At 76.0% G+C, this 20,782-nt stretch carries 26 protein-coding genes; 7 read left to right on the top strand and 19 right to left on the bottom strand.

Annotated elements, in window-relative coordinates; genetic code table 11:
- The first annotated feature begins 79 nt into the window (after positions 1-79).
- The gene (locus ACI79F_RS13280) at positions 80-400 is read left to right on the top strand and encodes a GYD domain-containing protein (protein ID WP_456546736.1); all 321 of its coding nucleotides are present in this window, start codon (positions 80-82) and stop codon (positions 398-400) included.
- A gap of 32 nt (positions 401-432) precedes the next feature.
- Here the strand turns inward: ACI79F_RS13280 and ACI79F_RS13285 are convergent, their stop codons facing one another.
- The 10 genes from ACI79F_RS13285 to cutA all read right to left on the bottom strand — a co-directional run bounded on the left by ACI79F_RS13285 (position 433) and on the right by cutA (position 9,246).
- Positions 433-813 carry a VOC family protein gene (locus ACI79F_RS13285; protein ID WP_456546735.1) on the bottom strand — a complete coding sequence of 127 codons (381 nt, stop codon included), beginning with the start codon at positions 811-813 and terminating at the stop codon, positions 433-435.
- On the bottom strand, positions 810-1,700 hold the full coding sequence (locus ACI79F_RS13290) for an amidohydrolase family protein (protein WP_456546734.1): 891 nt from the start codon (positions 1,698-1,700) through the stop codon (positions 810-812). The genes ACI79F_RS13285 and ACI79F_RS13290 overlap by 4 nt, the downstream gene beginning before the upstream one ends.
- A gap of 11 nt (positions 1,701-1,711) precedes the next feature.
- On the bottom strand, positions 1,712-2,404 hold the full coding sequence (locus ACI79F_RS13295; protein WP_456546733.1) for a GNAT family N-acetyltransferase: 693 nt from the start codon (positions 2,402-2,404) through the stop codon (positions 1,712-1,714).
- A complete protein-coding gene (locus ACI79F_RS13300) occupies positions 2,401-3,324 on the bottom strand; it encodes an NADP-dependent oxidoreductase (RefSeq protein ID WP_456546732.1) in 924 nt (307 codons plus the stop codon). The genes ACI79F_RS13295 and ACI79F_RS13300 overlap by 4 nt, the downstream gene beginning before the upstream one ends.
- Before the next feature lie 202 nt (positions 3,325-3,526).
- Positions 3,527-4,003, bottom strand: a complete 477-nt coding sequence (smpB, locus tag ACI79F_RS13305) for an SsrA-binding protein SmpB (protein WP_456546731.1) — start codon at positions 4,001-4,003, stop codon at positions 3,527-3,529.
- 103 nt (positions 4,004-4,106) lie between these two features.
- Positions 4,107-5,000, bottom strand: a complete 894-nt coding sequence (gene ftsX / locus ACI79F_RS13310; RefSeq protein ID WP_456546730.1) for a permease-like cell division protein FtsX — start codon at positions 4,998-5,000, stop codon at positions 4,107-4,109.
- Positions 5,001-5,042: 42 nt separating this feature from the next.
- Positions 5,043-5,732, bottom strand: a complete 690-nt coding sequence (gene ftsE / locus ACI79F_RS13315) for a cell division ATP-binding protein FtsE (protein WP_456546729.1) — start codon at positions 5,730-5,732, stop codon at positions 5,043-5,045.
- Positions 5,733-5,893: 161 nt separating this feature from the next.
- Complete coding sequence (gene prfB, locus ACI79F_RS13320; protein WP_456546728.1) at positions 5,894-7,006, bottom strand: peptide chain release factor 2; 1,113 nt, start codon at positions 7,004-7,006, stop codon at positions 5,894-5,896.
- A 63-nt stretch (positions 7,007-7,069) separates the two neighbouring features.
- A complete protein-coding gene (locus tag ACI79F_RS13325; RefSeq protein ID WP_456546727.1) occupies positions 7,070-8,818 on the bottom strand; it encodes a putative bifunctional diguanylate cyclase/phosphodiesterase in 1,749 nt (582 codons plus the stop codon).
- An 80-nt stretch (positions 8,819-8,898) separates the two neighbouring features.
- Positions 8,899-9,246, bottom strand: coding sequence for a divalent-cation tolerance protein CutA (cutA, locus tag ACI79F_RS13330; protein WP_456546726.1), 348 nt, complete (start codon positions 9,244-9,246; stop codon positions 8,899-8,901).
- Positions 9,247-9,299: 53 nt separating this feature from the next.
- Here cutA and ACI79F_RS13335 point away from each other — a divergent pair, with 53 nt between their 5' ends.
- Positions 9,300-9,536, top strand: a complete 237-nt coding sequence (locus tag ACI79F_RS13335; protein ID WP_456546725.1) for a hypothetical protein — start codon at positions 9,300-9,302, stop codon at positions 9,534-9,536.
- 110 nt (positions 9,537-9,646) lie between these two features.
- Here ACI79F_RS13335 and ACI79F_RS13340 read toward each other — a convergent pair whose 3' ends face one another.
- Complete coding sequence (locus ACI79F_RS13340; protein WP_456547669.1) at positions 9,647-10,462, bottom strand: alpha/beta hydrolase; 816 nt, start codon at positions 10,460-10,462, stop codon at positions 9,647-9,649.
- A 183-nt stretch (positions 10,463-10,645) separates the two neighbouring features.
- On the opposite strand from ACI79F_RS13340, the gene ACI79F_RS13345 reads away from it, so the two are divergent.
- On the top strand, positions 10,646-12,406 hold the full coding sequence (locus ACI79F_RS13345; protein ID WP_456547670.1) for a protein kinase domain-containing protein: 1,761 nt from the start codon (positions 10,646-10,648) through the stop codon (positions 12,404-12,406).
- Here ACI79F_RS13345 and ACI79F_RS13350 read toward each other — a convergent pair.
- A complete protein-coding gene (locus tag ACI79F_RS13350) occupies positions 12,381-12,611 on the bottom strand; it encodes a hypothetical protein (RefSeq protein ID WP_456547671.1) in 231 nt (76 codons plus the stop codon). The genes ACI79F_RS13345 and ACI79F_RS13350 overlap by 26 nt on opposite strands.
- A gap of 212 nt (positions 12,612-12,823) precedes the next feature.
- On the opposite strand from ACI79F_RS13350, the gene ACI79F_RS13355 reads away from it, so the two are divergent.
- Positions 12,824-13,768 (top strand): hypothetical protein, encoded by a 945-nt coding sequence (locus tag ACI79F_RS13355; protein ID WP_456547672.1) that lies wholly within the window; start codon positions 12,824-12,826, stop codon positions 13,766-13,768.
- Positions 13,769-13,885: 117 nt separating this feature from the next.
- Positions 13,886-14,590 carry a DUF4230 domain-containing protein gene (locus ACI79F_RS13360; protein WP_456547673.1) on the top strand — a complete coding sequence of 235 codons (705 nt, stop codon included), beginning with the start codon at positions 13,886-13,888 and terminating at the stop codon, positions 14,588-14,590.
- A 76-nt stretch (positions 14,591-14,666) separates the two neighbouring features.
- Here ACI79F_RS13360 and ACI79F_RS13365 read toward each other — a convergent pair whose 3' ends face one another.
- The 7 genes from ACI79F_RS13365 to ACI79F_RS13395 all read right to left on the bottom strand — a co-directional run bounded on the left by ACI79F_RS13365 (position 14,667) and on the right by ACI79F_RS13395 (position 19,207).
- Positions 14,667-15,128: a hypothetical protein gene (locus ACI79F_RS13365; protein WP_456547674.1), complete on the bottom strand. Its 462-nt coding sequence runs from the start codon at positions 15,126-15,128 to the stop codon at positions 14,667-14,669.
- Positions 15,125-15,532, bottom strand: a complete 408-nt coding sequence (locus tag ACI79F_RS13370; protein ID WP_456547675.1) for a TadE/TadG family type IV pilus assembly protein — start codon at positions 15,530-15,532, stop codon at positions 15,125-15,127. Before ACI79F_RS13370 ends, ACI79F_RS13365 begins: the two co-directional genes overlap by 4 nt.
- On the bottom strand, positions 15,525-15,731 hold the full coding sequence (locus tag ACI79F_RS13375) for a hypothetical protein (protein ID WP_456547676.1): 207 nt from the start codon (positions 15,729-15,731) through the stop codon (positions 15,525-15,527). Before ACI79F_RS13375 ends, ACI79F_RS13370 begins: the two co-directional genes overlap by 8 nt.
- Positions 15,732-15,759: 28 nt before the next feature.
- Positions 15,760-16,701 carry a type II secretion system F family protein gene (locus ACI79F_RS13380; protein WP_456547677.1) on the bottom strand — a complete coding sequence of 314 codons (942 nt, stop codon included), beginning with the start codon at positions 16,699-16,701 and terminating at the stop codon, positions 15,760-15,762.
- The gene (locus ACI79F_RS13385) at positions 16,698-17,555 is read right to left on the bottom strand and encodes a type II secretion system F family protein (protein WP_456547678.1); all 858 of its coding nucleotides are present in this window, start codon (positions 17,553-17,555) and stop codon (positions 16,698-16,700) included. The genes ACI79F_RS13380 and ACI79F_RS13385 overlap by 4 nt, the downstream gene beginning before the upstream one ends.
- The gene (locus ACI79F_RS13390) at positions 17,552-18,802 is read right to left on the bottom strand and encodes a CpaF family protein (RefSeq protein ID WP_456547679.1); all 1,251 of its coding nucleotides are present in this window, start codon (positions 18,800-18,802) and stop codon (positions 17,552-17,554) included. The genes ACI79F_RS13385 and ACI79F_RS13390 overlap by 4 nt, the downstream gene beginning before the upstream one ends.
- Before the next feature lie 222 nt (positions 18,803-19,024).
- Complete coding sequence (locus ACI79F_RS13395; RefSeq protein WP_456547680.1) at positions 19,025-19,207, bottom strand: hypothetical protein; 183 nt, start codon at positions 19,205-19,207, stop codon at positions 19,025-19,027.
- A gap of 158 nt (positions 19,208-19,365) precedes the next feature.
- Here ACI79F_RS13395 and ACI79F_RS13400 point away from each other — a divergent pair, with 158 nt between their 5' ends.
- The gene (locus tag ACI79F_RS13400; RefSeq protein WP_456547681.1) at positions 19,366-19,878 is read left to right on the top strand and encodes a DinB family protein; all 513 of its coding nucleotides are present in this window, start codon (positions 19,366-19,368) and stop codon (positions 19,876-19,878) included.
- A gap of 116 nt (positions 19,879-19,994) precedes the next feature.
- Positions 19,995-20,687 carry a hypothetical protein gene (locus tag ACI79F_RS13405; protein WP_456547682.1) on the top strand — a complete coding sequence of 231 codons (693 nt, stop codon included), beginning with the start codon at positions 19,995-19,997 and terminating at the stop codon, positions 20,685-20,687.
- Positions 20,688-20,782: the final 95 nt, after the last annotated feature.

Consider the following 20,782-nt stretch of genomic DNA (forward strand, 5'->3'; position numbering starts at 1 on the left):
TCGCGCGGACCGGCATTGCGGGCCCGTCGAGGTCGTCGGAGCATCGCCCGGGCACGGGGGCCGACCCTCGGAGACCGCGATGCCGCGATTCCTGTACATCGCCAACTACGCGCCGCAGGGCGCCAAGGCGATCCTGTCCGCGGGCGGCACCGCCCGGCGCGCGGCCGTCGAGAAGATGGTCACCGACCTGGGCGGCCGGCTGGAGACCTTCGACTTCGCCTTCGGCAGCGACGACGTCTACACGATCGTCGAGCTCCCCGACGCGAGGACCGCAGCGGCCGTCGCCCTCACGGTGAACGCCAGCGGGGTGGCCGGCGTGCGGACCGTCGTCCTCATGAGCCCCGAAGAGGTGGACGCGGTGGGGCAGGTGGAGGCGAGCTACCAGCCGCCGACCGGCTGACCCGCGGCCGGCCGGCCACGGCGGCCCGGCGGTCAGGAGAACGACACGAACAGGCAGAACGGGTGGCCGGCCGGGTCGGCGTAGACCGCGACGTCCTCGTTCTCGTCGGTGTGGCCGCCCAGCCGGCGGGCGCCGAGCGACTCGGCGTGAGCGCAGGCCGCGGCCAGGTCGTCGACCTCGAAGTCCAGGTGCGTCTGCATCTGCTGGGTCCCCGGCTCCGGCGGCCACACCGGCGGCACGTGGTCGCGCTCGAGCTGGAACGACAGCCCGGGACCGCCGCCGGGGCGCAGCGTCGCCCACTGGTCGGTGTCGTCGCGGATCGGCCAGCCCAGCAGCTGCCGGTAGAAGAGGGCCAGGCCGCGCGGGTCGGGGGTGCCGAGGACGGCGGCGGTGAAGCGGACGGCGGGGGTCACCCGGCGATCGTGAACAGCCGCGCGCCGTTGTGCCACAGGACGGCGCGCAGCCACTCCTCCCCCAGGCCCAGCCGGTGCAGCGCGGCCAGCTGGTGGGCGTAGGGGTACGGGATGGCCGGGAAGTCGCTGCCGAGCAGCACCCGGTCCCGCAGCGCGGCCAGCCGCGGCAGGTCGTCGGGGTCGAAGGGCATCAGCCGCTCGGTGAAGTCGGTGGCGAACATCGTGGTGTCCAGGTGCACCCGCTCGAACCGCTCGGCCAGGTCGAGGAACTCGCGGTACTCGGGCATGCCGAGGTGCGCGATGACCAGCTGGAGCCGCGGGTGCCGGTCGAGCAGGCCCTCCATCGGCTCGGGGCCGGTGTGCTCGCCGGCCAGCGGCCCGGAGCCGCAGTGGATGACCACCGGCGTGCCGGTGTCGGCCAGCCGCCCCCACACCGGGTCCAGCAGCGGGTCGCGCGGGTCGAAGCCGCCGACCTGCACGTGCACCTTGAACACCCGCGCGCCGCGGTCGAGCGCCTCGGCGACGTAGGCCGGCGCCTCGGGCTCGGGGTAGAAGGTCGCCGACCGCAGCACCTGCGGGTGGGCGTCGGCGAAGTCGGCCGACCAGTCGTTGAGCCAGGCGGCCATGCCCGGCTTGTGCGGGTAGGGCAGCGTGGAGAAGGCGCGGACGCCGAGCCGGTCGAGCACCGCCAGCCGCTCGTCCACCGGCCCGGCGTAGGTGATCGGCCAGGGCGTGCCGTAGTGCTGCTCCGCCTGCCCGAAGTAGGCCCACACCTTGGCCTGCACCCGCTCGGGCAGGAAGTGCACGTGCACATCGACCAGCCCGGGCAGGCCCAGGTCCCGCCAGTAGCGGGGGACGTCGGCGTCGTCGACCGGGGGTGCCACCACGGGGCCCGACCCTAGTTCGCGCCCGGCACCCGGGCCGCCGCGAAGTCGACCTCGCGGCGCAGGCGGAAGCCCAGCGCCCCGTACAGCCGGACGGCGGGGACGTTGTCCGCCGCGCACTGCAGGAAGGCGGTCTCCCTCCGCGCGCGGATGCCGTGCACCAGCGCGCGGACCAGCCGGGTCGCCAGGCCGCGGCCGCGGGCGGCGGGGTCGGTGCACACGGCGCTGATCTCGGTCCAGCCCGGCGGGCGCAGCCGCTCGCCGGCCATGGCGACCAGCGCGCCGTCGTCGTCCCGCAGGCCGAGGTAGGTGCCCAGCTCGACCGTCCGGGGCAGGAACGGCCCCGGACGGGTGCGCTCGACCAGCGCGAGCATCTCGGGGACGTCGCCGGCGGTGAGCGGGACGGCGCCGGGGTCGGGGACGGCGTCCACCCCGTCGTCCACCAGCTGGACGCCGGCGCCCTCGAACGCCCGCTCCCACCCCGCAGGCGGCGATGTCGTGAGGCCGGCCAGCTGCACGTGGCCTCCGGGGCCGACCAGCGCGGCGGCGTCGGCCCAGTCCCGCGGCGTCGGCCGCGCCGGCATGCCGATGAAGAACGACACGTCGGCGGGGTAGCGCAGCACCCGCCCGCGGCGCTCGGCCAGGTGTGCGTGCGGCCCGGTCAGCGCCGACCGCGCGGGGAGGTCGAGGGGGTGGGTGTCCGTCACCGGACGGTGACGACGACCTTGCCGCGCACGTGCCCCTCGGCGACCAGCCGCTGGGCCTCGGCCACCTGCTCCAGCGGGAAGGCCTTCGCGATCGGCACCCGCAGCTGACCGGCGTCGGCCATCCGGCCGAGCTCCTCCAGGTCGTGCCGGTCGGGCCGGACGAAGACGTACCGCCCGCCCAGGTCGCGCACGCCCGGGTCGACGACGCTGGCCAGCCGGCCGCCCTCGCGCAGCTGCCGCGGGGCGTCGGCGAGCGCGTCCCCACCGACGAGGTCGAGGACGGCGTCGACCGGCTCGGACAGATGCGCGCTGACCGGGCCCGCGGAGTAGTCGACGCACTCGGCCACCCCGGCGTCGCGGAGGAAGCCGTGGTTGCGCGGGCTGGCGGTGCCGATCACGTGCGCGCCGAGCGCGACGGCGATCTGGACGGCGTTGAACCCGACGCCGCCCGCGGCGCGGTGCACCACCACCCGGTCGCCCTCGCCGACCTCCAGCGCCTCGGTCAGCGCCTGGTAGGCGGTGAGCCCCGCCAGCGGCAGCGCGCCGGCCTCGGCGAACGACAGCGCCGCCGGCTTGTGCGCCAGGCAGCGCTGCGGGGCCGGCACGAACTCCGCCTGGGTGCCCCACTGGACGTCGTCGCGGCGGACGTAGCCGAACACCTCGTCGCCCGGCGCGAAGTCGACGACCGCGGGGCCGGCCGCCTCGACGACGCCGGCGACGTCCCACCCCGGCACGATCGGGAACCGGTGCGGGAAGAACGACCGCAGGTTGCCGGCGCGGATGCCCATGTCGACCGGGTTGACGCCGGCGGCGTGCACCCGCACCAGGACGGTGTCCGGGCCGACCGGCGGGTCGGGCAGGTCGTCGCGCAGCGCCAGGACGTCGAGGTCACCGAACCGGTCGTAGGCCACTCCGTGCATGCCGGTCACCGTATGGCGGCCGGCCGGCACCGGTGCGTGCGGCCCCCGGCGCGGCCGGTCCCCCGGGGCGTGCGGCCCGCCGGAGCGTGCGGCCCCCCGGAGCGGCCGGGTGCCGCCGCGCCGTCGTCCCTGCCGTGCCGTGCCGCGGCACCGGCGGCCGTACCGCGGCACCGCCGCGGGGCGGCGGGCGCCCCGCCGTCGGTCAGCGGCGGCCCTTCACGTACCGGCCGAACGCCTTCTGGATCTCCCGGCGGGAGTCCCGCTCGGCGAGGTCGTGGCGCTTGTCGTAGCTCTTCTTGCCCCGGGCCAGCGCCAGGGTGGCCTTGACCTTGCCGTCCTTGAAGTACATGTCCAGCGGGACGAGCGTGAGCCCGCCCTCCTTGGTCTTGCCGATCAGCTTGTCGATCTCGGCGCGGTGCATGAGCACCTTGCGCTTGCGGCGCGGGGCGTGGTTGGTCCACGTGCCCTGCGTGTACTCGGGGATGTGCACGTGCTGCAGCCAGACCTCGCCGTCGTCGATGCTGGCGAAGCCGTCGACCAGCGAGGCACGGCCGGCACGGAGGCTCTTCACCTCGGTGCCGGTGAGCACCAGGCCCACCTCGAACGTGTCGAGGATCGAGTAGTCGTGCCGCGCCTTCTTGTTCTGGGCGATGAACTTGCGCCCCTGTTCCCGCGGCATGGGGACAGGTTATCCGCGCCCGGCACACGACGAGATCTGCACACTCGTCACCATCGGGCGCTGATGGCGACGAGTGTGCAGATCTCGTCGAGCGGGGTGGGCGCTACAGCCGGACGTACAGGCGCAGGGTCACGTAGGCGGCGATCGCGGCCAGGCCGACGCCGGCCGCGGCGATGATCGGGCTGATGAACGCGATCGCGCTCCAGTCGACCGGCGGGATGATGCCCGCCTTGATCGGCCCGGCGAGGGTCTTGTCGACGAACAGCAGCTTGGTGAGCACCAGGCCGCCGATCGCCAGCAGCGCACCGATCAGCCCGGCCAGCGCGGCCTCGAGGATGAACGGCAGCTGGGTGTACCAGCGGGAGGCGCCGACCAGCCGCATGATGTTGGTCTCGTTGCGCCGGTTGAACGCCGCCAGCTGGATCGTGTTGGAGATCAGCAGCAGCGCCGCCAGCGCCTGGACCACCGCCACGGCGATCGTCGCGTTGCGGGCGCCGTTGAGCAGGCTGAACAGCCGGTCGAGGAAGTCACCCTCGTCGCGCACCTGGTCGACGCCGTTCTCCCCGTCGGGGAAGGCCGCGGCGATGACCTCGTAGCGCTCGGGGTTGACCAGCTCGACGCGGAAGCTCTCCGGCAGCGCGTCCGGCGGGGTGTTCTGCACCAGCTCGGGCTGCTGGCTGAACTGCTGCTGGAACCGCTCGTACGCGTCCTCCTTGGACTCGTACAGGAAGCTCTGGACCTCGCCGTCGGTCTCGAGCTGCTGGAGCTGGGCCTCGACGGCCGAGCGCTGCTCGTCGGTGACGTCGTCGGCCAGGAAGATGGAGACCTGCACCTTGTCGTAGTAGATCTCCTTCATGTCGGAGATCATCCCGGCGATGAGCAGCCCGGTGCCCATGAGGCCGAGGGAGATGGCCGTCGTCAGGATCATCGCGACCGTCATGGTGACGTTGCGACGCAGCCCGGTGGCCACCTCGGAGAGCACGAAGTTGACGCGCATGGATTCCTGTCCTGAGTCCCGTCGGAGTGTGCGGGGGCCGCGTCAGCGGCCGACCCCGTAGACGCCGCGCGACTGGTCGCGGGTGATGACGCCGCCGTTGAGCTCGATCACGCGCCGCCGCATCGAGTCGACGATGTGGTAGTCGTGCGTCGCCATGATCACCGTGGTGCCGGTGCGGTTGATCCGCTCCAGCAGCAGCATGATCCCCTCGCTGGTCTCCGGGTCCAGGTTGCCGGTCGGCTCGTCGGCGAGCAGCACCAGCGGCCGGTTGACGAACGCGCGGGCGATCGCGACCCGCTGCTGCTCACCACCGGAGAGCTCGCCGGGCAGCCGGTTGGCCTTGCCCTCGAGCCCGACCATCTCCAGCACCTCGGGGACCACGCGCTTGATCGTGCGCTGCGGCTTGTTGATCACCTCGAGGGCGAAGGCGACGTTCTGCTCCACGGTGCGGTTGCGCAGCAGGCGGAAGTCCTGGAAGACGCAGCCCATCGTGCGGCGCAGCTTCGGCACGTTCCACTTGCTCATCGTGTTCAGCGCCTTGCCGTTCACGATGACCGTGCCCTTGGTCGGGTCGTCCTCCTTCAGCAGCAGCCGGAGGAAGGTCGACTTGCCCGAACCGGACGACCCGATGAGGAAGACGAACTCCCCCTTGTCGATCTCGGTGGACACGTCATCGAGGGCCGGCCGGGAGCTGGCCGGGTACAGCTTGGTGACGTGTTGCAATTCGATCACGAGGGGCCACGGTACCTGCCCCGGGCCCCGTGATCGCCCGTTCGCGCGGCAACGCTCCGAGGCGTTCTGAGCAGACCGTGACGGGCGGGAGAGGAGTGCCTGGACAGCGCTCACGCACCGTCGTCACCGGCGCTCGGCGATGTGAGGAAGGCCCCGGCCGGTCAGGACGCGGGGACGGTCTCCTGCTGCTTGCGCCACCGGATGCCGGCCTCGATGAAGCCGTCGATGTCGCCGTCGAGGACGGCGGCGGTGTTGCCGGTCTCCTGCTCGGTCCGCAGGTCCTTGACCATCTGGTACGGGTGCAGCACGTAGGAGCGCATCTGGTTGCCCCAGCTGCTGCCCTCGCCCTTGAGCGCGTCCATCTCGGCGCGCTGCTCGGCCTGGCGCACCGCCAGCAGCCGCGCCTGCAGCACGCGCAGCGCCGCGGCGCGGTTCTGGATCTGGCTCTTCTCGTTCTGGCAGGAGACGACGATGCCGGTCGGCAGGTGGGTGATCCGGACGGCGGAGTCGGTGGTGTTCACGCTCTGCCCGCCGGGCCCGGAGGACCGGAAGACGTCGATGCGGATGTCGGTCTCGGGGATGTCGACGTGGTCGGTCTGCTCGACGACCGGCAGCACCTCGACGCCGGCGAACGAGGTCTGCCGGCGGCCCTGGTTGTCGAACGGCGAGATGCGCACCAGCCGGTGGGTGCCCTGCTCCACCGACAGGGTGCCGTAGGCGTAGGGCACCTTCACCGAGAAGGTGGCCGACTTGATGCCGGCCTCCTCGGCGTAGCTGATGTCGAGCACCTCGACCGGGTACTTGTGCCGCTCCGCCCAGCGCAGGTACATCCGCATGAGCATCTCGGCGAAGTCCGCGGCGTCCACCCCGCCGGCCTCCGACCGGATGGTCACCAGGGCCTCGCGGGCGTCGTACTCGCCCGACAGCAGGGTGCGGACCTCGAGCTCGTCGATGATCTTGCGCAGGCTCTCCAGCTCCCGCTCGGCCTCGGCCGTGGTCGCCTCGTCGCCCTCCTCGGCGGCCATCTCGTGCAGCAGCCCGACGTCGTCCAGCCGGCTGCGCAGCTCCTCCACCCGGCGCAGGTCGCCCTGCATGTAGGAGAGCTTGGAGGTCAGCGCCTGCGCGGCCTCGACGTCGTTCCACAGGTCGGGGGCCGCGGCCTGCTGCTCGAGCTCGGCCACCTCGCGGCGCAGCCGGTCGACGTCGAGCACGGCCTCGATCGACTTCAGGGTCGTGTCGAGCTCGTCCAGGACGACGGAGAAGTCAGCAGCCACGTCTCCCGAGGGTAGTGCGCCTCCGCGGAGGGGACGCGGACCGCGGTCGGCCGGCGTCCGGGGTCAGCGGCCGGCCGGCACCGCCGCACCCCGGCGGGCGGCGACCCAGGGCAGCACCTCGGCGGCCGGCATCGGTCGCGCGATGTGGAAGCCCTGCGCGAAGGTGCAGCCCAGCTCGGTGACGAGGGCGAGCTGCTCGGCGGTCTCCACGCCCTCGGCCAGCGCCCGCATCCCGCAGGCGCGGGCCAGCGCGACGACGGCCGCGATCGCGGCGGTGGACTGCGCCGGCCGCTGCGCGGGGAAGGCCACCAGCGAGCGGTCGATCTTCAGCAGGCCGGCCGGGATCGTCACCAGCTGCCCGAGCGAGGAGAAGCCGCTGCCGAAGTCGTCGATGGCCACCTCGACGCCGCGGCGGCACAGCTCGGCGAACTGGGCGGCCGCCGACGCCGGGTCCGCGGCGACCGAGGTCTCGGTCAGCTCGACCACCAGCCGGGACGGCGGCAACCCGGTCTCGTCCAGCGCCCGCTGCACGTCGTCCACCAGCTCACCGGAGGCGCAGTGCCCGGCGCTGACGTTCGCGCCCACCAGCAGCGGGACGCCCGCCGCGGCCCAGGCGACGCCCTGCGCGGCGACGGTGCGCAGCACCCACCGGGTCAGCGGGGTGAGCAGGTCGTGGGCCTCGGCCACCGGGAGGAACTCCCCCGGGCCGAGCAGCCCGCGCTCGGGGTGGTGCCAGCGGACGAGGGCCTCGACGCCGGAGACCTCGCCGCTGGGCAGGTGGACGACCGGCTGGTAGTGCAGCGTCAGCCGGCCGCCGTCGATGGCGTCGCGCAGCTCCTCGGCCAGGGCCACCTTCCGCTGCGCGGCCGCCCGCAGCTCCGGCGCGAAGACGTGGACGCTGTTGCGGCCCCCGGCCTTGGCGGCGGCCAGCGCCAGGTCGGCGTCGCGGACGAGGCAGGTCGCCCCGGCCGCGGCCGCGCCGGCCGGCGCGGTGGCGATGCCGACGCTGGCGCCCAGCCGCACCGTGCGCCCGGCGACCGCGAACGGCTCGGCCAGCGCCGACCGGCAGCGGTCGGCCAGCAGGGCCGCGCCGTCCGGGGGGCAGTCCGGGGACAGGAGCAGGAACTCGTCGCCGCCGAGCCGACCGACGCGGTCGGTCGCCCGGCCGCACCGGGAGAGGCGGGCTGCCACCTGGCGCAGCAGCTCGTCGCCGGCCTGGTGGCCCAGGGAGTCGTTGACGTCGGTGAAGCCGTCGACGTCCAGCAGCAGCAGCGAGACCGGCCCGCGGCCGGGTGCCCGCAGCGCCGCGTCGACCAGCTCGTGCATCCCGGACCGGTTGGGCAGCGCGGTGAGCAGGTCGTGGCGGCTCACCCAGTCGGTCTCCCGCCGTGCGAGCACCGCGCCGGTCACGTCGGAGTGGGTGACCACGAGGTGTCCGCGGGCGTCGACCCGGGTGGCCTCCAACTGGTACCAGCGGCTGCCCTGCGCGCAGCGGAGCTCGTACTCGTGCCGGACCGTCGTCCCCTCTCCCCTGGCCAGTGCCCGGAGGCGGTCGACCACCGCACGGGCGCCGGGGACCTCGGTGAGGTCCGCCGACATCGCGAAGTAGTCGGCCCCCACCCCCGCCGCCCGCCCGGGGTCGTCGAGCTGCGCGACCGCGGCCGCCCATGCCTCGTTGGCGCACAGGACGATGCCGTCCGGGTCCAGCAGCACCGTCGGGACCGGGACGGCACCGAGGACGGCCGCCACGGCGGGCAGCCGGTGGGGAGCGCAGACGTCAGCCGTGGCTCCGAGCAGGTCGGACGGGAACACGGGCACCCCCTGGCACACCGGGCGGGACCCTCCGCTGGATCCCGGCACCCCCCGGTTTTCGGCACGGAACCGTCCGCTCTTCAGCCGGCCTCCCCCGCAGGGGTGGGCGCGACCGTCTCCGCCCGGACCCAGGCCAGGTACGCGGGGTTGCCGCCGACCAGCGGCAGGGCGATGACGCAGGGCACGTCGTAGGGGTGGACGGCGGTCACCTGCGCCACGACCTCGGGCACCAGCGCGCGCCGGGTGTGCAGCGCGACGCGGGCCTCCGGCTCGTCGTGCACCGCCCCCTCCCACCGGTACACCGACCGGATCGCGGCCAGCTGGTGCCCGCAGGCGGCCAGCCGTCGCTCCACCAGGTCCCGGGTGAGGCCGGCCAGCCAGTCGGCGTCCGCGGCGGTGACCACGACCTCGCAGCACTCGTCGTCCATGGGCCCATCGTGGCGGGCATGTCCGGCGACCGGTCCGGGGTAGGGAGGCGCCCATGACCGACGACATGACCATCCAGCTCGACGGCGAGGAGTACGTGCTGCGCCGGGGGGAGTCCGCCCTGCAGGTCGGCCGGCGCACCGGCGGCGACGTGACCTGGCTCGACGACGTGGACCCCGGCCTGCTGTCCGCGGACGCCCGGCAGGCGCTCGAGTCCGGCGACGGCGGCAACGCCGCCCTGACGATCGCGCTGCGCGGCATCGTCGAGGCGGAGGTGAAGCGCGGCGGCTGACCGGCCCGTCGGGGTCGCTCGGTGCCGGTTCCCGTCACCGAGCGACCCCGCTCGGGCCGGCCGGGCGGCCGTCCGGGCGGCTGGTCATCCCGGCCGGTCGCCAGGAGCGGTCAGCCGGGCGCGAGCTCGGCGACGGCCCCGACGAGCTCCGCGCCGTCGAGCAGCACGAGGTCGTTGTGGCCGGCGCCGGGGACCTCGACCAGGGCGTGCAGCCGGCCGGCGGCCGCGGCGACGGCGCGGCTCTGCGCCGGCGGCACGATCGTGTCCGCGGTGCCGAGCACCACGGTGGTCGGCACCGCGATGCGGGCGACCCGCTCGGCGACCGGGAAGCGGTCGCGCAGCAGCAGCCGCACCGGCAGGAACGGGTAGTGCTCGCTGCCGACGGCCGCGAGGTCGACGAATGGCGAGCGCAGCACCAGGCCCGCGGGCGGGTGCTCGAGCGCGAGCTCGGCGACGACGGCGCAGCCGAGGCTCTCGCCCAGGTAGACCAGTCGCTCCTGCGGCACGCCGGCCTCTGCGACCAGCCAGGCCCGCGCCGCCCGGACGTCGAGCGCCAGCCCCTCCTCGCTGGGGCTGCCGGCGTTGCCGCCGTAGCCGCGGTAGTCGAACAGCAGGACGGCCAGCCCCCGCGCCGCCAGGGCCCGGGCCAGTGGCGCGCGGTGCTCCCGGTTCCCGCCGTTGCCCGCGGCGACCAGGACCGCGGGGGCGTCGGGGACGGCGCCGGGCACGAACCAGGCGCCCAGCCGCAGCCCGTCCGCGGTGGTCAGCTCGACGTCGCGGGCGCCCGGGACGACGTCGGCGGCCGCGGGCACCGGGCCGTCGTCGGGCAGGTAGACGAGCCGGCGCTGGAACGCCCACAGCAGACCCACGAGGACAGCACACACGAGCGCGAGCGCCAGCGCCGTCCGGAGCAGCCGGCGCAGCACGTCCCCATCGTGCCGGGTGGCCGCCGGCTCCCCGTTCCGCCGCAACGACCACGACCCCCTCGCCCGCGGCCCCGCCGACCCCCCTGGCGCGCGGCGCGGCGCCGGCCCGGGAGGTCGGCGCGCTGCCCCGCTGACAGGCGGCTGTGGGACCCTCGGGCCAGGTCGGCGGAACCGGGGGGCGAGGTGCAGGGCGGAACCTTCGGTCCCTACCGGCTCCTCGGACCGCTGGGACGCGGCGGCATGGGCGAGGTGCACCGGGCCTGGGACACCGAGCACGAGCGGGTCGTCGCGCTCAAGCTGCTCGCGCCGCACCTGGCCGCCGACGAGGGCTACCGGGCCCGCTTCCAGCGCGAGGCGCGGCTGACCGCCCGGCTGCGCGGCCCGCACGTGGTGCCGATCCACCGCTACGGCGAGATCGACGGCCGGCTGTTCCTGGACATGCGGCTGGTCGAGGGCGAGGACCTGGCCAGCCGGCTGGCCCGCTGGGGCCCGCTGCCCGTGCCGATCGCGCTGTCGGTGGTGGGGCAGGTCGCCGAGGCGCTGGACGCCGCGCACGCCGACGGGCTGGTGCACCGCGACGTCAAGCCCTCCAACGTGCTGCTGACCGGCCCGCCGGCCGAGCCGTTCGTCTACCTGGTCGACTTCGGCATCGCCCGGTCGGCCCGGGACGGCGCGGGGATCACCCAGACCGGGACGGCGATCGGCTCCTACGAGTACATGGCCCCCGAGCGGTTCGTCACCGGCCGCGACGTCGACCCGCGGGTGGACGTCTACGCGCTGGCCTGCGTGCTCTACGAGTGCCTCACCGGCATGCGGGCCTTCCCCAGCACCGGCCTGCCCGCCGCCTACCACGCGCACCTGCACACCGAGCCGCCGCCGCTGTGGGCGCGGCGGTCCGACGTGCCGCCGGCGCTGGATGCCGCGCTGCGGCGGGCGCTGGCCCGGGACCCGGCCCGGCGCACGCCGACCGCCGGGCAGCTCGCCGCCGAGGCGCGGCGGGCCGCGGGCTCCCCCGCCGCGCACGGCGCCCCACCGGCCGTCCCGGCCCCGCCGCCGGCCGTCCCGGCCCCGCCGCCGGCCGTCCCGGCCCCGCCGCCGGCCGTCCCGGCCCCGCCGCCGCGCTCCCCCACGCCGCTGCTGCGTCCCGCTCCGGCGCCGGTCCCGGGTCCCGCGCCCGTGCCGGCCGGCCCCGCCCGGTTCGGCCCGCCGCAGCAGCCCGCGGCGCGGTACGGCCCGCCGCAGCCGGCCCCGGCGCGGTACGGCCCGCCGCAGCCGGCCGCGGGACGGTACGGCCCGCCCCGCTCCGGTCCCCCCGCCCCCGCGCCGGGCCCGTACGCCCCGCCGTCCGGGGCGGCACCCGCCGGGTACGCGCCCCCGCCGGCGGCCGCCCGGCGGCGGCCGCTGCTCGCCGTCCTGCTGACCGCGGTCTTCCTCGCGCTGGTCGCCACCATGGACCGGGCCGATGCCGACCACCCGGCCGGCATCGCGGTCGGCTTCGGGCTCACCGCCCTCGCCAGCGAGGTGCTGCTCGGGCTGGCGCTGGGCGTGCGCGACGGCGTCGACCGGGCGGGCGGGCTGCTGTGGGTGCTGGGCGTGGTCGCCGTCGGCACGGTGGTGCTGGCCGAGCAGGGGGCGGGGGCCTCGCTGGCCGGGCCGGCGGCGTTCGCGGCGGCGCAGGTCGCCGACCTCGTCGTCTGGCGGCTGCTGCGGCCGGGGCTGGGCTGGCGGGCGGCGCTGGTGGCGTCGAACCTCGTGGGCGCGGTGGCCTACACGACCGTGCAGGTGGCCGCCGGCGCGACCGGGGAGATGGGCGGCGTCGTCCTGGCGACGGGGGCGACCACGGTGCTGACCTGGGCGGTCGTGGAGGTGCTGCGGCCGGTGCTGCCGCGGCGGTGGCGGGCCGGCCGCCCCGCCGCGCTCACCAGCTCCGCACGCCCGCGCTGATCCGGCGGGCCGCGGCGTCGATCCACGGCTGGTGGTCGTCGAGGCCCTCGGCCGCCGCGACCGCCCGCAGCGTCGCCGAGGCGACCTCGACCGGTTCGCCGGCCACGCGGTCGGAGGCCAGCTCGTAGGAGAGCAGCGCCTTGAGCCGGGACTCCAGCGGCAGGCCGTCGAGGGCGACCCGCCAGTTCTCGGGAACCGTCGTCATGCCGCCGGGCCTTACCGGCTCCCCTCGCGGGCCATGCCCGCACCCCGGCGTGTCGGACGGGATCGTCTGCGTGTCGCGTCAGCCGCCCCGGCTCGTGCAGTCCTGACGACGACCGGTCGTCACATCCGTCACATCCACCACTCAAGCCCCGCCCGTCGCAGGCCGATCCAGGGAGTGCGGGCACGTGCCCGCCCGACTCCCGGAGCAGCCCGATGCCCAGCCGCCGCGCCTCGCGTCTCCCCGCGCTCCTGCTGGCCGGCGGCGCCGCGCTCGCCGGCTGCGCGACGGGCGGCACGGCGACCGAGGCCCCCGGGCACGCCGCCCCCGACGTCTCGCCGGACTGGAAGGCGCTCTCCTACGCCGCGGCCGGCTGCGCCACCCGCGCGGAGTGGGTGGCCGACGGCCTGCCGGCCGCGGGCTGGGACGACGCCGCCGTCCCCACCTCCACCGCCGACGTCACCGGCGACGGCACCGCCGACGTGCTGGCCCTGGTGGCCTGCCCGAGCGCCGCCTCCGAGCCCGGCCAGGGCCTGGTCGTCTTCGACGTCTCGCGCGGCGAGCCGGCGGCGCTGGGCGTGCTCGGCGAGGGCATCGCCTTCCAGGGCGCGAAGGTCTCCCCCGGCGACCGCACCCTCACCCTGGCCGGCCCGGCCGCCGCCGGCGCCGACCCGACCTGCTGCCCCGGCCACTGGGCCAGCGTCACCTACACCTGGACCGGCTCGGCGTTCGTGCTGGCCGACCGGCTGGGCGTGCTGACCAGCCGCCCGGTGGTGGACGCCGACCTCGCCGACGGCGAGCACGTCGGCGTGCTGCGCGCCGTCACCGCCGACCGCGTCTACGTCGACCTCGTCGAGTGGTTCGAGGGCGCCGAGGCGTCGGCGGCCTGCGCCGCCGACGGCGTGCACGACAACGGCTGGGAGCAGTGCAGCGCCTACTACGCCCGCGACGTCGACGACGAGGTCAGCGCGCTGCCCGTGCGGCCCGGCGCCGCGGCGTCCTACGTCGACCCGTGGACCGCCGAGCACGTCGCCGTCCCCTCGGTGGCGGCGCTGGCCGGCACCGACGCCGTGTCCGACGCCCCCGGCGAGCACGCCTACGTGCGGCTGACCGTCTCCGGCGGCCAGGTCGTCGAGGTCGCGGGCGTCTACGTGCCCTGACACCCCGAAGATTTCTCGTAGCGGCGGAATGAGGTCCGCGCGCACCGCGCTGTACGGGGCACTCCCGCGAGGCCGAGGCCCGGGGGATCCCCCCCGCGACGCGAGGAGTCCTTGCGCATGGCCGTCCTGCTCGAGCACCGGGAGAACGACACCACCGCCGCGCCGCTCCGCCGGCGCCGCCGCAGCCGCCGCGGGCTGGTCAAGGCCGGCGCAGCGGTCGGCATCGTGGGCCTGGGCGTCCTCGCCGTCGGCGAGCTCGCCGACTGGGGCAACCCGTTCGCCCAGGAGACCGTGGACCGCAGCACGACCCCGCTGCTGGTGCAGCTCGCCGACCTCGACGAGTACCACGCGGCGACCGGCACCTTCCAGGTCGTCGTGGACGTCGAGTCCGACACCCCGTGGGTGCCCTCGGTGATCAGCGGCGAGCGGGTGCAGTTCCTGGCCACCGGGACGGTGGACGCCTACGTGGACTTCGCCGGCCTGGGCCCGGAGTCGGTGGAGCTGTCGGAGGACGGGACGGCGGCGACGATCACGCTGCCCGCGCCGGAGCTGGGCGAGGCCCGGATCGACCCGGACGAGAGCCGGGTGCTCGACCGCGACCGCGGCCTGGTCGACCGGGTCGGGGACGCCCTCGGCGACGACCCGACCGACGAGAGCGCCCTGTTCTCGCTGGCCGAGGACCGGCTGGAGTCGGCGGCCGACGACAGCGACCTGCTCGAGCGCGCCGAGGACGGCACCCGGGACATGCTCACCGCGCTGGCGCAGTCCCTGGGCGTCGACGAGGTGACCGTCGAGTTCGAGGACCCCGCCGCCGACAGCTGACCGCTGCCTCGAGCGTGTGCGCCCACGCGGCGTTCCGCGGCCGATCCCGCGGCGTGAGCGCACACGCTCGGCCGGGTCAGCCGTCGACGTAGCGGTCGCGCTCGACGACGAACTGGCCGGTGGCCGTGTTGGCGTCGATGAACTCCGGCAGCAGCGGGATCCGCACGGTCACCGTCACGCACACGCTGAACTCCTCGCCCGGGGCCAGCGTCGGCGTGTAGCTGCCGGCCGCGTCGCAGCCCGAGCCGGCGGGCGCGTAGGCCAGCCGGACGTCGGTGGTCTCCACCGCCTGGTCCTGCACGGCGAGCTCGACGGCCCGCTCCGCCCGTGCCAGGCCGGTGACGACGTCCGGCGCCGTGCCCAGCGCCCGGCCGGCCTCCCGCGCCGCCGCCGTCGCGGCGAACACCCCGCGCTGCACCGAGGAGAACCCGGCCACCAGGTAGACCAGCGGCACGAACACGACGATCGCGATGAAGACGAACTCGACCAGCGCCGCCCCCCGCTCGCCGTCGCCCAGCCGGGCGCGGACCCACCTCACGCGCCCTCCCGGACGGCGCGCCCGGTGACGTCCAGCGGCAGCAGGTCGCCCAGCCCGGCCAGCAGCGTGGGCACCGCGCCCGTGCAGCGCACGACCACGAGGGTTAGGCCGGTGGGGTCGACCTCCTCGGCGGCGGTGCAGGACAGCCCGGCGGCCGTCCGCTCCGACGTCGCCGCCGCGACGATCTCCGCCGTCCGCCCGCCGCCGTCGGCCACCACGACGTCGGCATTCGCCGCGTACCGCGCGCCCTCCTGGGCGCCGGCGGTCACGACGTTGCGCACGTGCACGTAGACCGCGACCTGCAGCACCGCCAGCAGCAGCACGACGACCAGCACCGAGACGAGCACGAACTCGACGACGGCGCCGCCGCGCTCGTCGTCCTCCCGGACCGGCGGCTCAGCCACCGCTCGTGACGGAGTCCAGCGCGTTCTGCACCGCGGTCACGATCGCGTCCCGGAACGGCACGAGGATGGCCAGCACGAGCGCCGCCGTCATCACGGTGATCATCACCCAGCCGGGGACGTCGCCCCGCTCGGGATCGTCGCCACGGACGCGGGCGGCGAGGGCCGCCCACGCGGCGAGCAACAGGGTCACGAGGCGCATGCGCGGTCCTCTCGGTCGGTCGCGGCGCTCACGAGGCCAGCGAGACGATGCTGATCAGGCCGGGGAAGAGGGCGAAGAGGACCGTCACCGGCAGCACGAGGAACACGACCGGGACCATCATCGCGATCTCCTTGCGCCCGCCGGCCTCGAGCAGCCGGCGCTTGCCCGCCTCCCGGACGTCGGCGGCCTGGGCGCGCAGCACCTCGGCCAGCGGGGTGCCGCGCTCGATCGCGACGAGGAGGCCGTCGACGAACCGGGCCAGCGGGTCCAGCGACGTGCGGTCGGCGAGCTGCTGCAGCGCCTCCGTCAGCGGGACGCCGGCGCGGGCCCGGCCGAGGGCGCCACCGAGCTCGCGCGCCAGCTCGCCGCCCGACAAGCGGGTGACGCGGTCGATCGCCGCCGCCGGCCCCTCCCCCGCCGTGACCGCCAGCGCCAGCAGCTCGGCGACGACCGGGAACTCGGCCAGCAGCAGCTCCTCGCGGCGGTGCACCTGCCGGGTCAGCCACCAGTCGCGGCCCAGCAGGCCGCCGACCAGGCCGGCCACGCAGAGCAGCACGACCGACAGCACGTCGACCCCGCCGGCGGCCAGCGTGCCCAGGCCGCCGACAGCCGCCGCCGCGAGCAGGCCGAGCCCGCCCCAGACGACCTGCTCGACGCGGAAGTCCTCGACCGTGCCGTCCGAGCCCAGGGCGTCCAGCCGGCGGCGGACGGCGGCCCGCCCGCCGAGCACCCGGTCGACGACGCGGGCGCCGTCGGTGACCGCCGGGCCGAACAGCCGGCGGGCGGCGCCGAGCAGGCCCGGCTCGGTCGCCGTCCCGAGCAGCCGGGACGGCGGCGGCGTGTCGTGCAGGTACGGCGCCAGCCGGTCGACCAGCCGCACGGAGCGGAACGGCGGCGCGTACGTGACGACGAGCAGCACGCCGCCGGCCGCGGCCAGCCCGAGAAGCATGCCGACGAGCGGGCCGCTCACTGCAGCACCCGCACGTCCTGCGGCAGGCGCCCGATCCGCAGCATCAGCCGGTAGGCGACCAGGCAGACCACGCCGCCGCCGACGAGCAGCGCCGTGCCGGCCGCCGAGTCGTAGGCCGACAGCGTCGTGGACTGGGTGGCCAGGAGCAGCAGCACCACCCACGGCGCGGCGACCGCCAGCCGCGCGGCCTGGACCACCCAGCCCTGCCGGGTCTCCAGCTCCGCCCGGGCGCGGGCGTCCTCGCGCAGGAAGGTGGCCAGCGTGCGCAGGACCCGCCCGAGGTCGCTGCCGCCCACCTCGCGCGCGACCCGCAGAGTCTCCACGATCCGGTCGCCGACGGGGTCGGCGAGGTCGTCCTTGAGGCGGTCCAGGCCCTCGCCGAACCGGCCGCTGCCGCGGTACTCGGCGGCGAACCGGGCGAACGGCGGGCGCACCACCTCGGGGCCGCGGACCGCCAGCGCCGCCAGCGCCTCGGGCAGCGACAGCCCGGCGCGCACGGCGGAGGCGAGGTTGTCCACGACCTCCGGCCAGACCTCGCGCAGGTCGGCCCGGCGGCGCTGGGCCAGCCGGCGGACCTGCACCGCGGGCAGCGCGGCGCCGAAGACCCCGAAGGCCAGGCTCACCGTGACCGTGCCGGTGGTCAGCAGGACGAGCACGAGCGCCGCCAGCCCCAGCCCGACCTGCAGGGCGGCCAGCTGCGCGGGGTTGATGCCGGTCAGCCCGGCCGCGGCGAGCTGCTGTCGGCGGCGGCCCGCGGGCCGGGGGCCGGTCCGGCGCTGCGGCGCCCGCGGGCCGCTGCGCCAGATCAGCAGCAGACCCACGCCGAGCAGCAGTCCCAGGAGCGCGCCGGTCACCGCTCCCGCCGCCCGGAGTCGTCGAGCAGGGCGGCGAGGTCGAACCCGGCGGCGGCGAAGCGCTCGGCGTGCGGCGGGTGGCCGCCGGCCCGCACCAGCCGGCCGTCCCGGGACGTGAAGACGTCGGCCAGCTCGACGACGCCGTCCTCGGTGCGGCCGGGCAGCGCGACGACCTCCCGCACCCGCCGCCGGCCGTCGGCGTCCGTGCCGACGTGCACCACCAGGTCCACGCTGGCGGCCACGGTCGGCACCACGAAGCCGGAGCTGATGTTCTCGCCCGCCAGCAGCGGGAGGGTGCACATCTTCGTCACGGCCTCGCGGGCCCCGTTGGCGTGCAGCGTGCACATGCCGGGCAGGCCGGAGTTGAGCGCGATCAGCAGGTCGAGGCACTCCTCCTGCCGGACCTCGCCGACGACGATCCGCGAGGGCCGCATCCGCAGCGCCTCCTTGACCAGCCGGCGCAGCGGGATCTCCCCCGCGCCCTCCAGGTTGGGCTGCCGGGTCTGCATGGAGACGACGTCGGGCAGCGGCACCCGGAGCTCGAAGACCTCCTCGCAGGTGATCACCCGCTCCCGGGCCGGGATGGCCGCGCACAGGCAGTTCAGCAGCGTCGTCTTCCCGGCCTGGGTGCCGCCGGAGACGAGCACGTTGAGCCCGGCGGCGACCGCGGCCTCCAGGAACCGCGCGGCGTGCGCGGTGAGGGTGCCCAGCGCCACCAGCTCGTCGAGCGAGTGCGCCTGCAGCACGAACTTGCGGATGTTCACCGCCATGTGTCGGCGGGTGATGTCCGGGATGACGACGTGCAGCCGCGAGCCGTCGGGCAGCATCGCGTCGACGAACGGGGTCGACATGTCCAGCCGGCGCCCCGAGGTGCGCAGCATCCGCTCGACCAGGTCGGCCAGCTCGCCGGCGCCGAGGATCGTCGTGGTCAGCTCGCTGCGGCCGCGGCGGGCGACGAACACCCGGCCCGGCTCGTTGACCCAGATCTCCTCGACCTCCGGGTCGTCGAGGTAGCGCTGCAGCGGGCCGAAGCCGGCCACCCGGTCCAGCACGTCGCGGACGACGGACTCCGCGTCGCCGATCGGCGGCAGCGCCGAGGTCAGCGACCGCTCGGAGTAGTCGGCGACCACGTCGCGCACCAGCGTGCGCACCGGCACCGGGTCGACCAGCGGGTCCAGCCCGCGCCGGCGGATGAGCTCGCGCACCTCGCCGTCGACGACCTCCAGCGCGCTGGTCGCAGTCGGCACGCCCACCCCCGTCGGCACTCCCCGTTCTCGGAACGCCGGGACTGTAGGCACGCAGGCCTGCCCCGCGGGGGTGAGCTGGGCGGACCTGTGGACAGCTCACGCTCACGGACCGCGACGACCACCGGAACAGGTGACACCCACCCGGCTGCCGCGGTCACTCCACAGCGGCCGCCGACGCCGCTGCCGGCGGCCGCTACGCCGGCGCCTCTCCCCCACGCGCGATCACTGCTGCGCCGCAAACCGCTCGTCGAGCAGACGGTTCACGCAGCCCTCGGCCTCGTCGACCGCGAGGGCGTTCTCCCCGCTGGGGCACCGGTTCCACGAGCTGCGAGCGACGCCGAGCGCGATGTAGGCCACCGCGATCTCGTGGTCGAGCTGGTCGAGGCTGGGAAGGGTCGAAGTCATGACGACCTCCGGGACTGTGTCTGTGCCCTGCACGCCGGGTCACGGGTATGACGGTTCTCCCGCACCGTGGTCATCGGCGGATGCCGATCCGTTACATCCGGCGCCCCATGGCCCTAGCGTCGGCACGGACCCCACCGGAGGACGACGGAGGCGCTCCCATGGCCGCTTCGACCACCCTCACCCGCGAGCGGGCCGACCTGATCGAGTCGCTGCGCCGACACCGGTCCTTCCTGCGGTTCACCGTCCGCGACCTGACCGACGAGCAGGCGCTGCGGCGGCCGACCGCCAGCGCGCTCAACCTGGCCGGGCTGGTCAAGCACGTGGCGGCCCAGGAGGCGGGATGGGTCCGGTTCGCCGAGGGCGGGGCCGAGGCGATGCGCCGCAACTGGGGCCCCGATGCCTCGACCCGGCACTGGCACCTGGAGCCCGGGGAGACGCTGGCGAGCGTGCTGGCCGACTACGAGGCGATCGCCCGGCACACCGACGACGTCATCGCCACCCTGCCCGACCTGGACGCCGACCATGCGCTGCCCGAGGCCCCCTGGTTCGAGCGCGACGCCCGGTGGTCGGCCCGGCGGGTGTTCCTGCACGTCATCGCCGAGACCGCGCAGCACGCCGGCCACGCCGACATCCTCCGGGAGTCCATCGACGGTCAGAAGACGATGGGCTGAGCCGGGCGGTGCACCCGGGGCGAGGGCACCGGGCCCACGTCGCCGTCCGGACCGCGAGGGAACCGCCGCGGCTACGTTGTGCGCGCCGACGTCCGCGCGCCCGACAGGAGGCCCCGGTGAACCCGAAGAGCCTGACCAAGCTGATCGGGGTCCTGGGCGTGCTCGCCCTGGTCGCCGGGGCGACGGTCGCCGCCTGGGACTACGACACGGAGTCCTCCAGCGGCCGCGGGCGGGGGCTGGAGACGGTCTGGCACGGCCTGCTCGCCCTGCTCGGCCAGGAGGACAACGCCTCCAGCGGGATGATCTGGCTCGGCCGCGCCCTCGCCCTCGTCGGGGTCGCGCTGCTCGCCCTCTACGCCGTCCGCCGGGTGCGGGCGAGCGGGGCGGCGTCGGCGCCGCAACACGCACCGGACCCGCAGCGCCCGGCGGACCAGCCCGCCGCCCGGCCCGGCTCCGCGACCCAGCAGTACGCCGCACCCCTGCAGCACGCCGCGCCGCCGCAGTACGCCGCGCCCGCGCAGCACGGGGCGGAGGGGTCCCCACCGCCCGGTCAGCCGCAGGCGCAGTGGTCGACCGGTGGCCCCGAGCCCACCCCGCCGCCGTCCCTGTCGTGGGGCGCGGTCACCAGCGGCCCGACGCCGCTGCCCCCGGTCCCGCAGGCGGGCCGGCCGCCGCAGGAGCCCGCCGGCCGGCCGCAGCCGCAGCCGCAGCAGCCGCCGCCGCAGCCGTCGAAGGCCCAGCCTGACCCCGCCGACATGACCCGCGAGGTGATCATCCCGCCGCTCCCGCCGGGGTGGGGCCGGTCCTGACCCCGGCGTGGGGGGGGGGGGGGGGGGGGGGGGGGGGGGGGGGGGGGGGCGGGGGGGGGGGGGGCGGGGGGGGGGGGCGCGGGGGGGCGCGGCGG

It is taken from the genome of Blastococcus sp. SYSU D00868 (assembly GCF_054050575.1).

Bases quoted from the DNA above. Each gene is read 5' to 3' on its own strand.
- ACI79F_RS13280 (WP_456546736.1), top strand. From the start codon at position 80: ATGCCGCGATTCCTGTACATCGCCAACTACGCGCCGCAGGGCGCCAAG.
- ACI79F_RS13300 (WP_456546732.1), bottom strand. From the start codon at position 3,324: ATGCACGGAGTGGCCTACGACCGGTTCGGTGACCTCGACGTCCTGGCG.
- smpB (WP_456546731.1), bottom strand. From the start codon at position 4,003: ATGCCGCGGGAACAGGGGCGCAAGTTCATCGCCCAGAACAAGAAGGCG.
- ftsX (WP_456546730.1), bottom strand. From the start codon at position 5,000: ATGCGCGTCAACTTCGTGCTCTCCGAGGTGGCCACCGGGCTGCGTCGC.
- cutA (WP_456546726.1), bottom strand. From the start codon at position 9,246: ATGGACGACGAGTGCTGCGAGGTCGTGGTCACCGCCGCGGACGCCGAC.
- ACI79F_RS13335 (WP_456546725.1), top strand. From the start codon at position 9,300: ATGACCGACGACATGACCATCCAGCTCGACGGCGAGGAGTACGTGCTG.
- ACI79F_RS13350 (WP_456547671.1), bottom strand. From the start codon at position 12,611: ATGACGACGGTTCCCGAGAACTGGCGGGTCGCCCTCGACGGCCTGCCG.
- ACI79F_RS13355 (WP_456547672.1), top strand. From the start codon at position 12,824: ATGCCCAGCCGCCGCGCCTCGCGTCTCCCCGCGCTCCTGCTGGCCGGC.
- ACI79F_RS13360 (WP_456547673.1), top strand. From the start codon at position 13,886: ATGGCCGTCCTGCTCGAGCACCGGGAGAACGACACCACCGCCGCGCCG.
- ACI79F_RS13375 (WP_456547676.1), bottom strand. From the start codon at position 15,731: ATGCGCCTCGTGACCCTGTTGCTCGCCGCGTGGGCGGCCCTCGCCGCC.
- ACI79F_RS13395 (WP_456547680.1), bottom strand. From the start codon at position 19,207: ATGACTTCGACCCTTCCCAGCCTCGACCAGCTCGACCACGAGATCGCG.
- ACI79F_RS13400 (WP_456547681.1), top strand. From the start codon at position 19,366: ATGGCCGCTTCGACCACCCTCACCCGCGAGCGGGCCGACCTGATCGAG.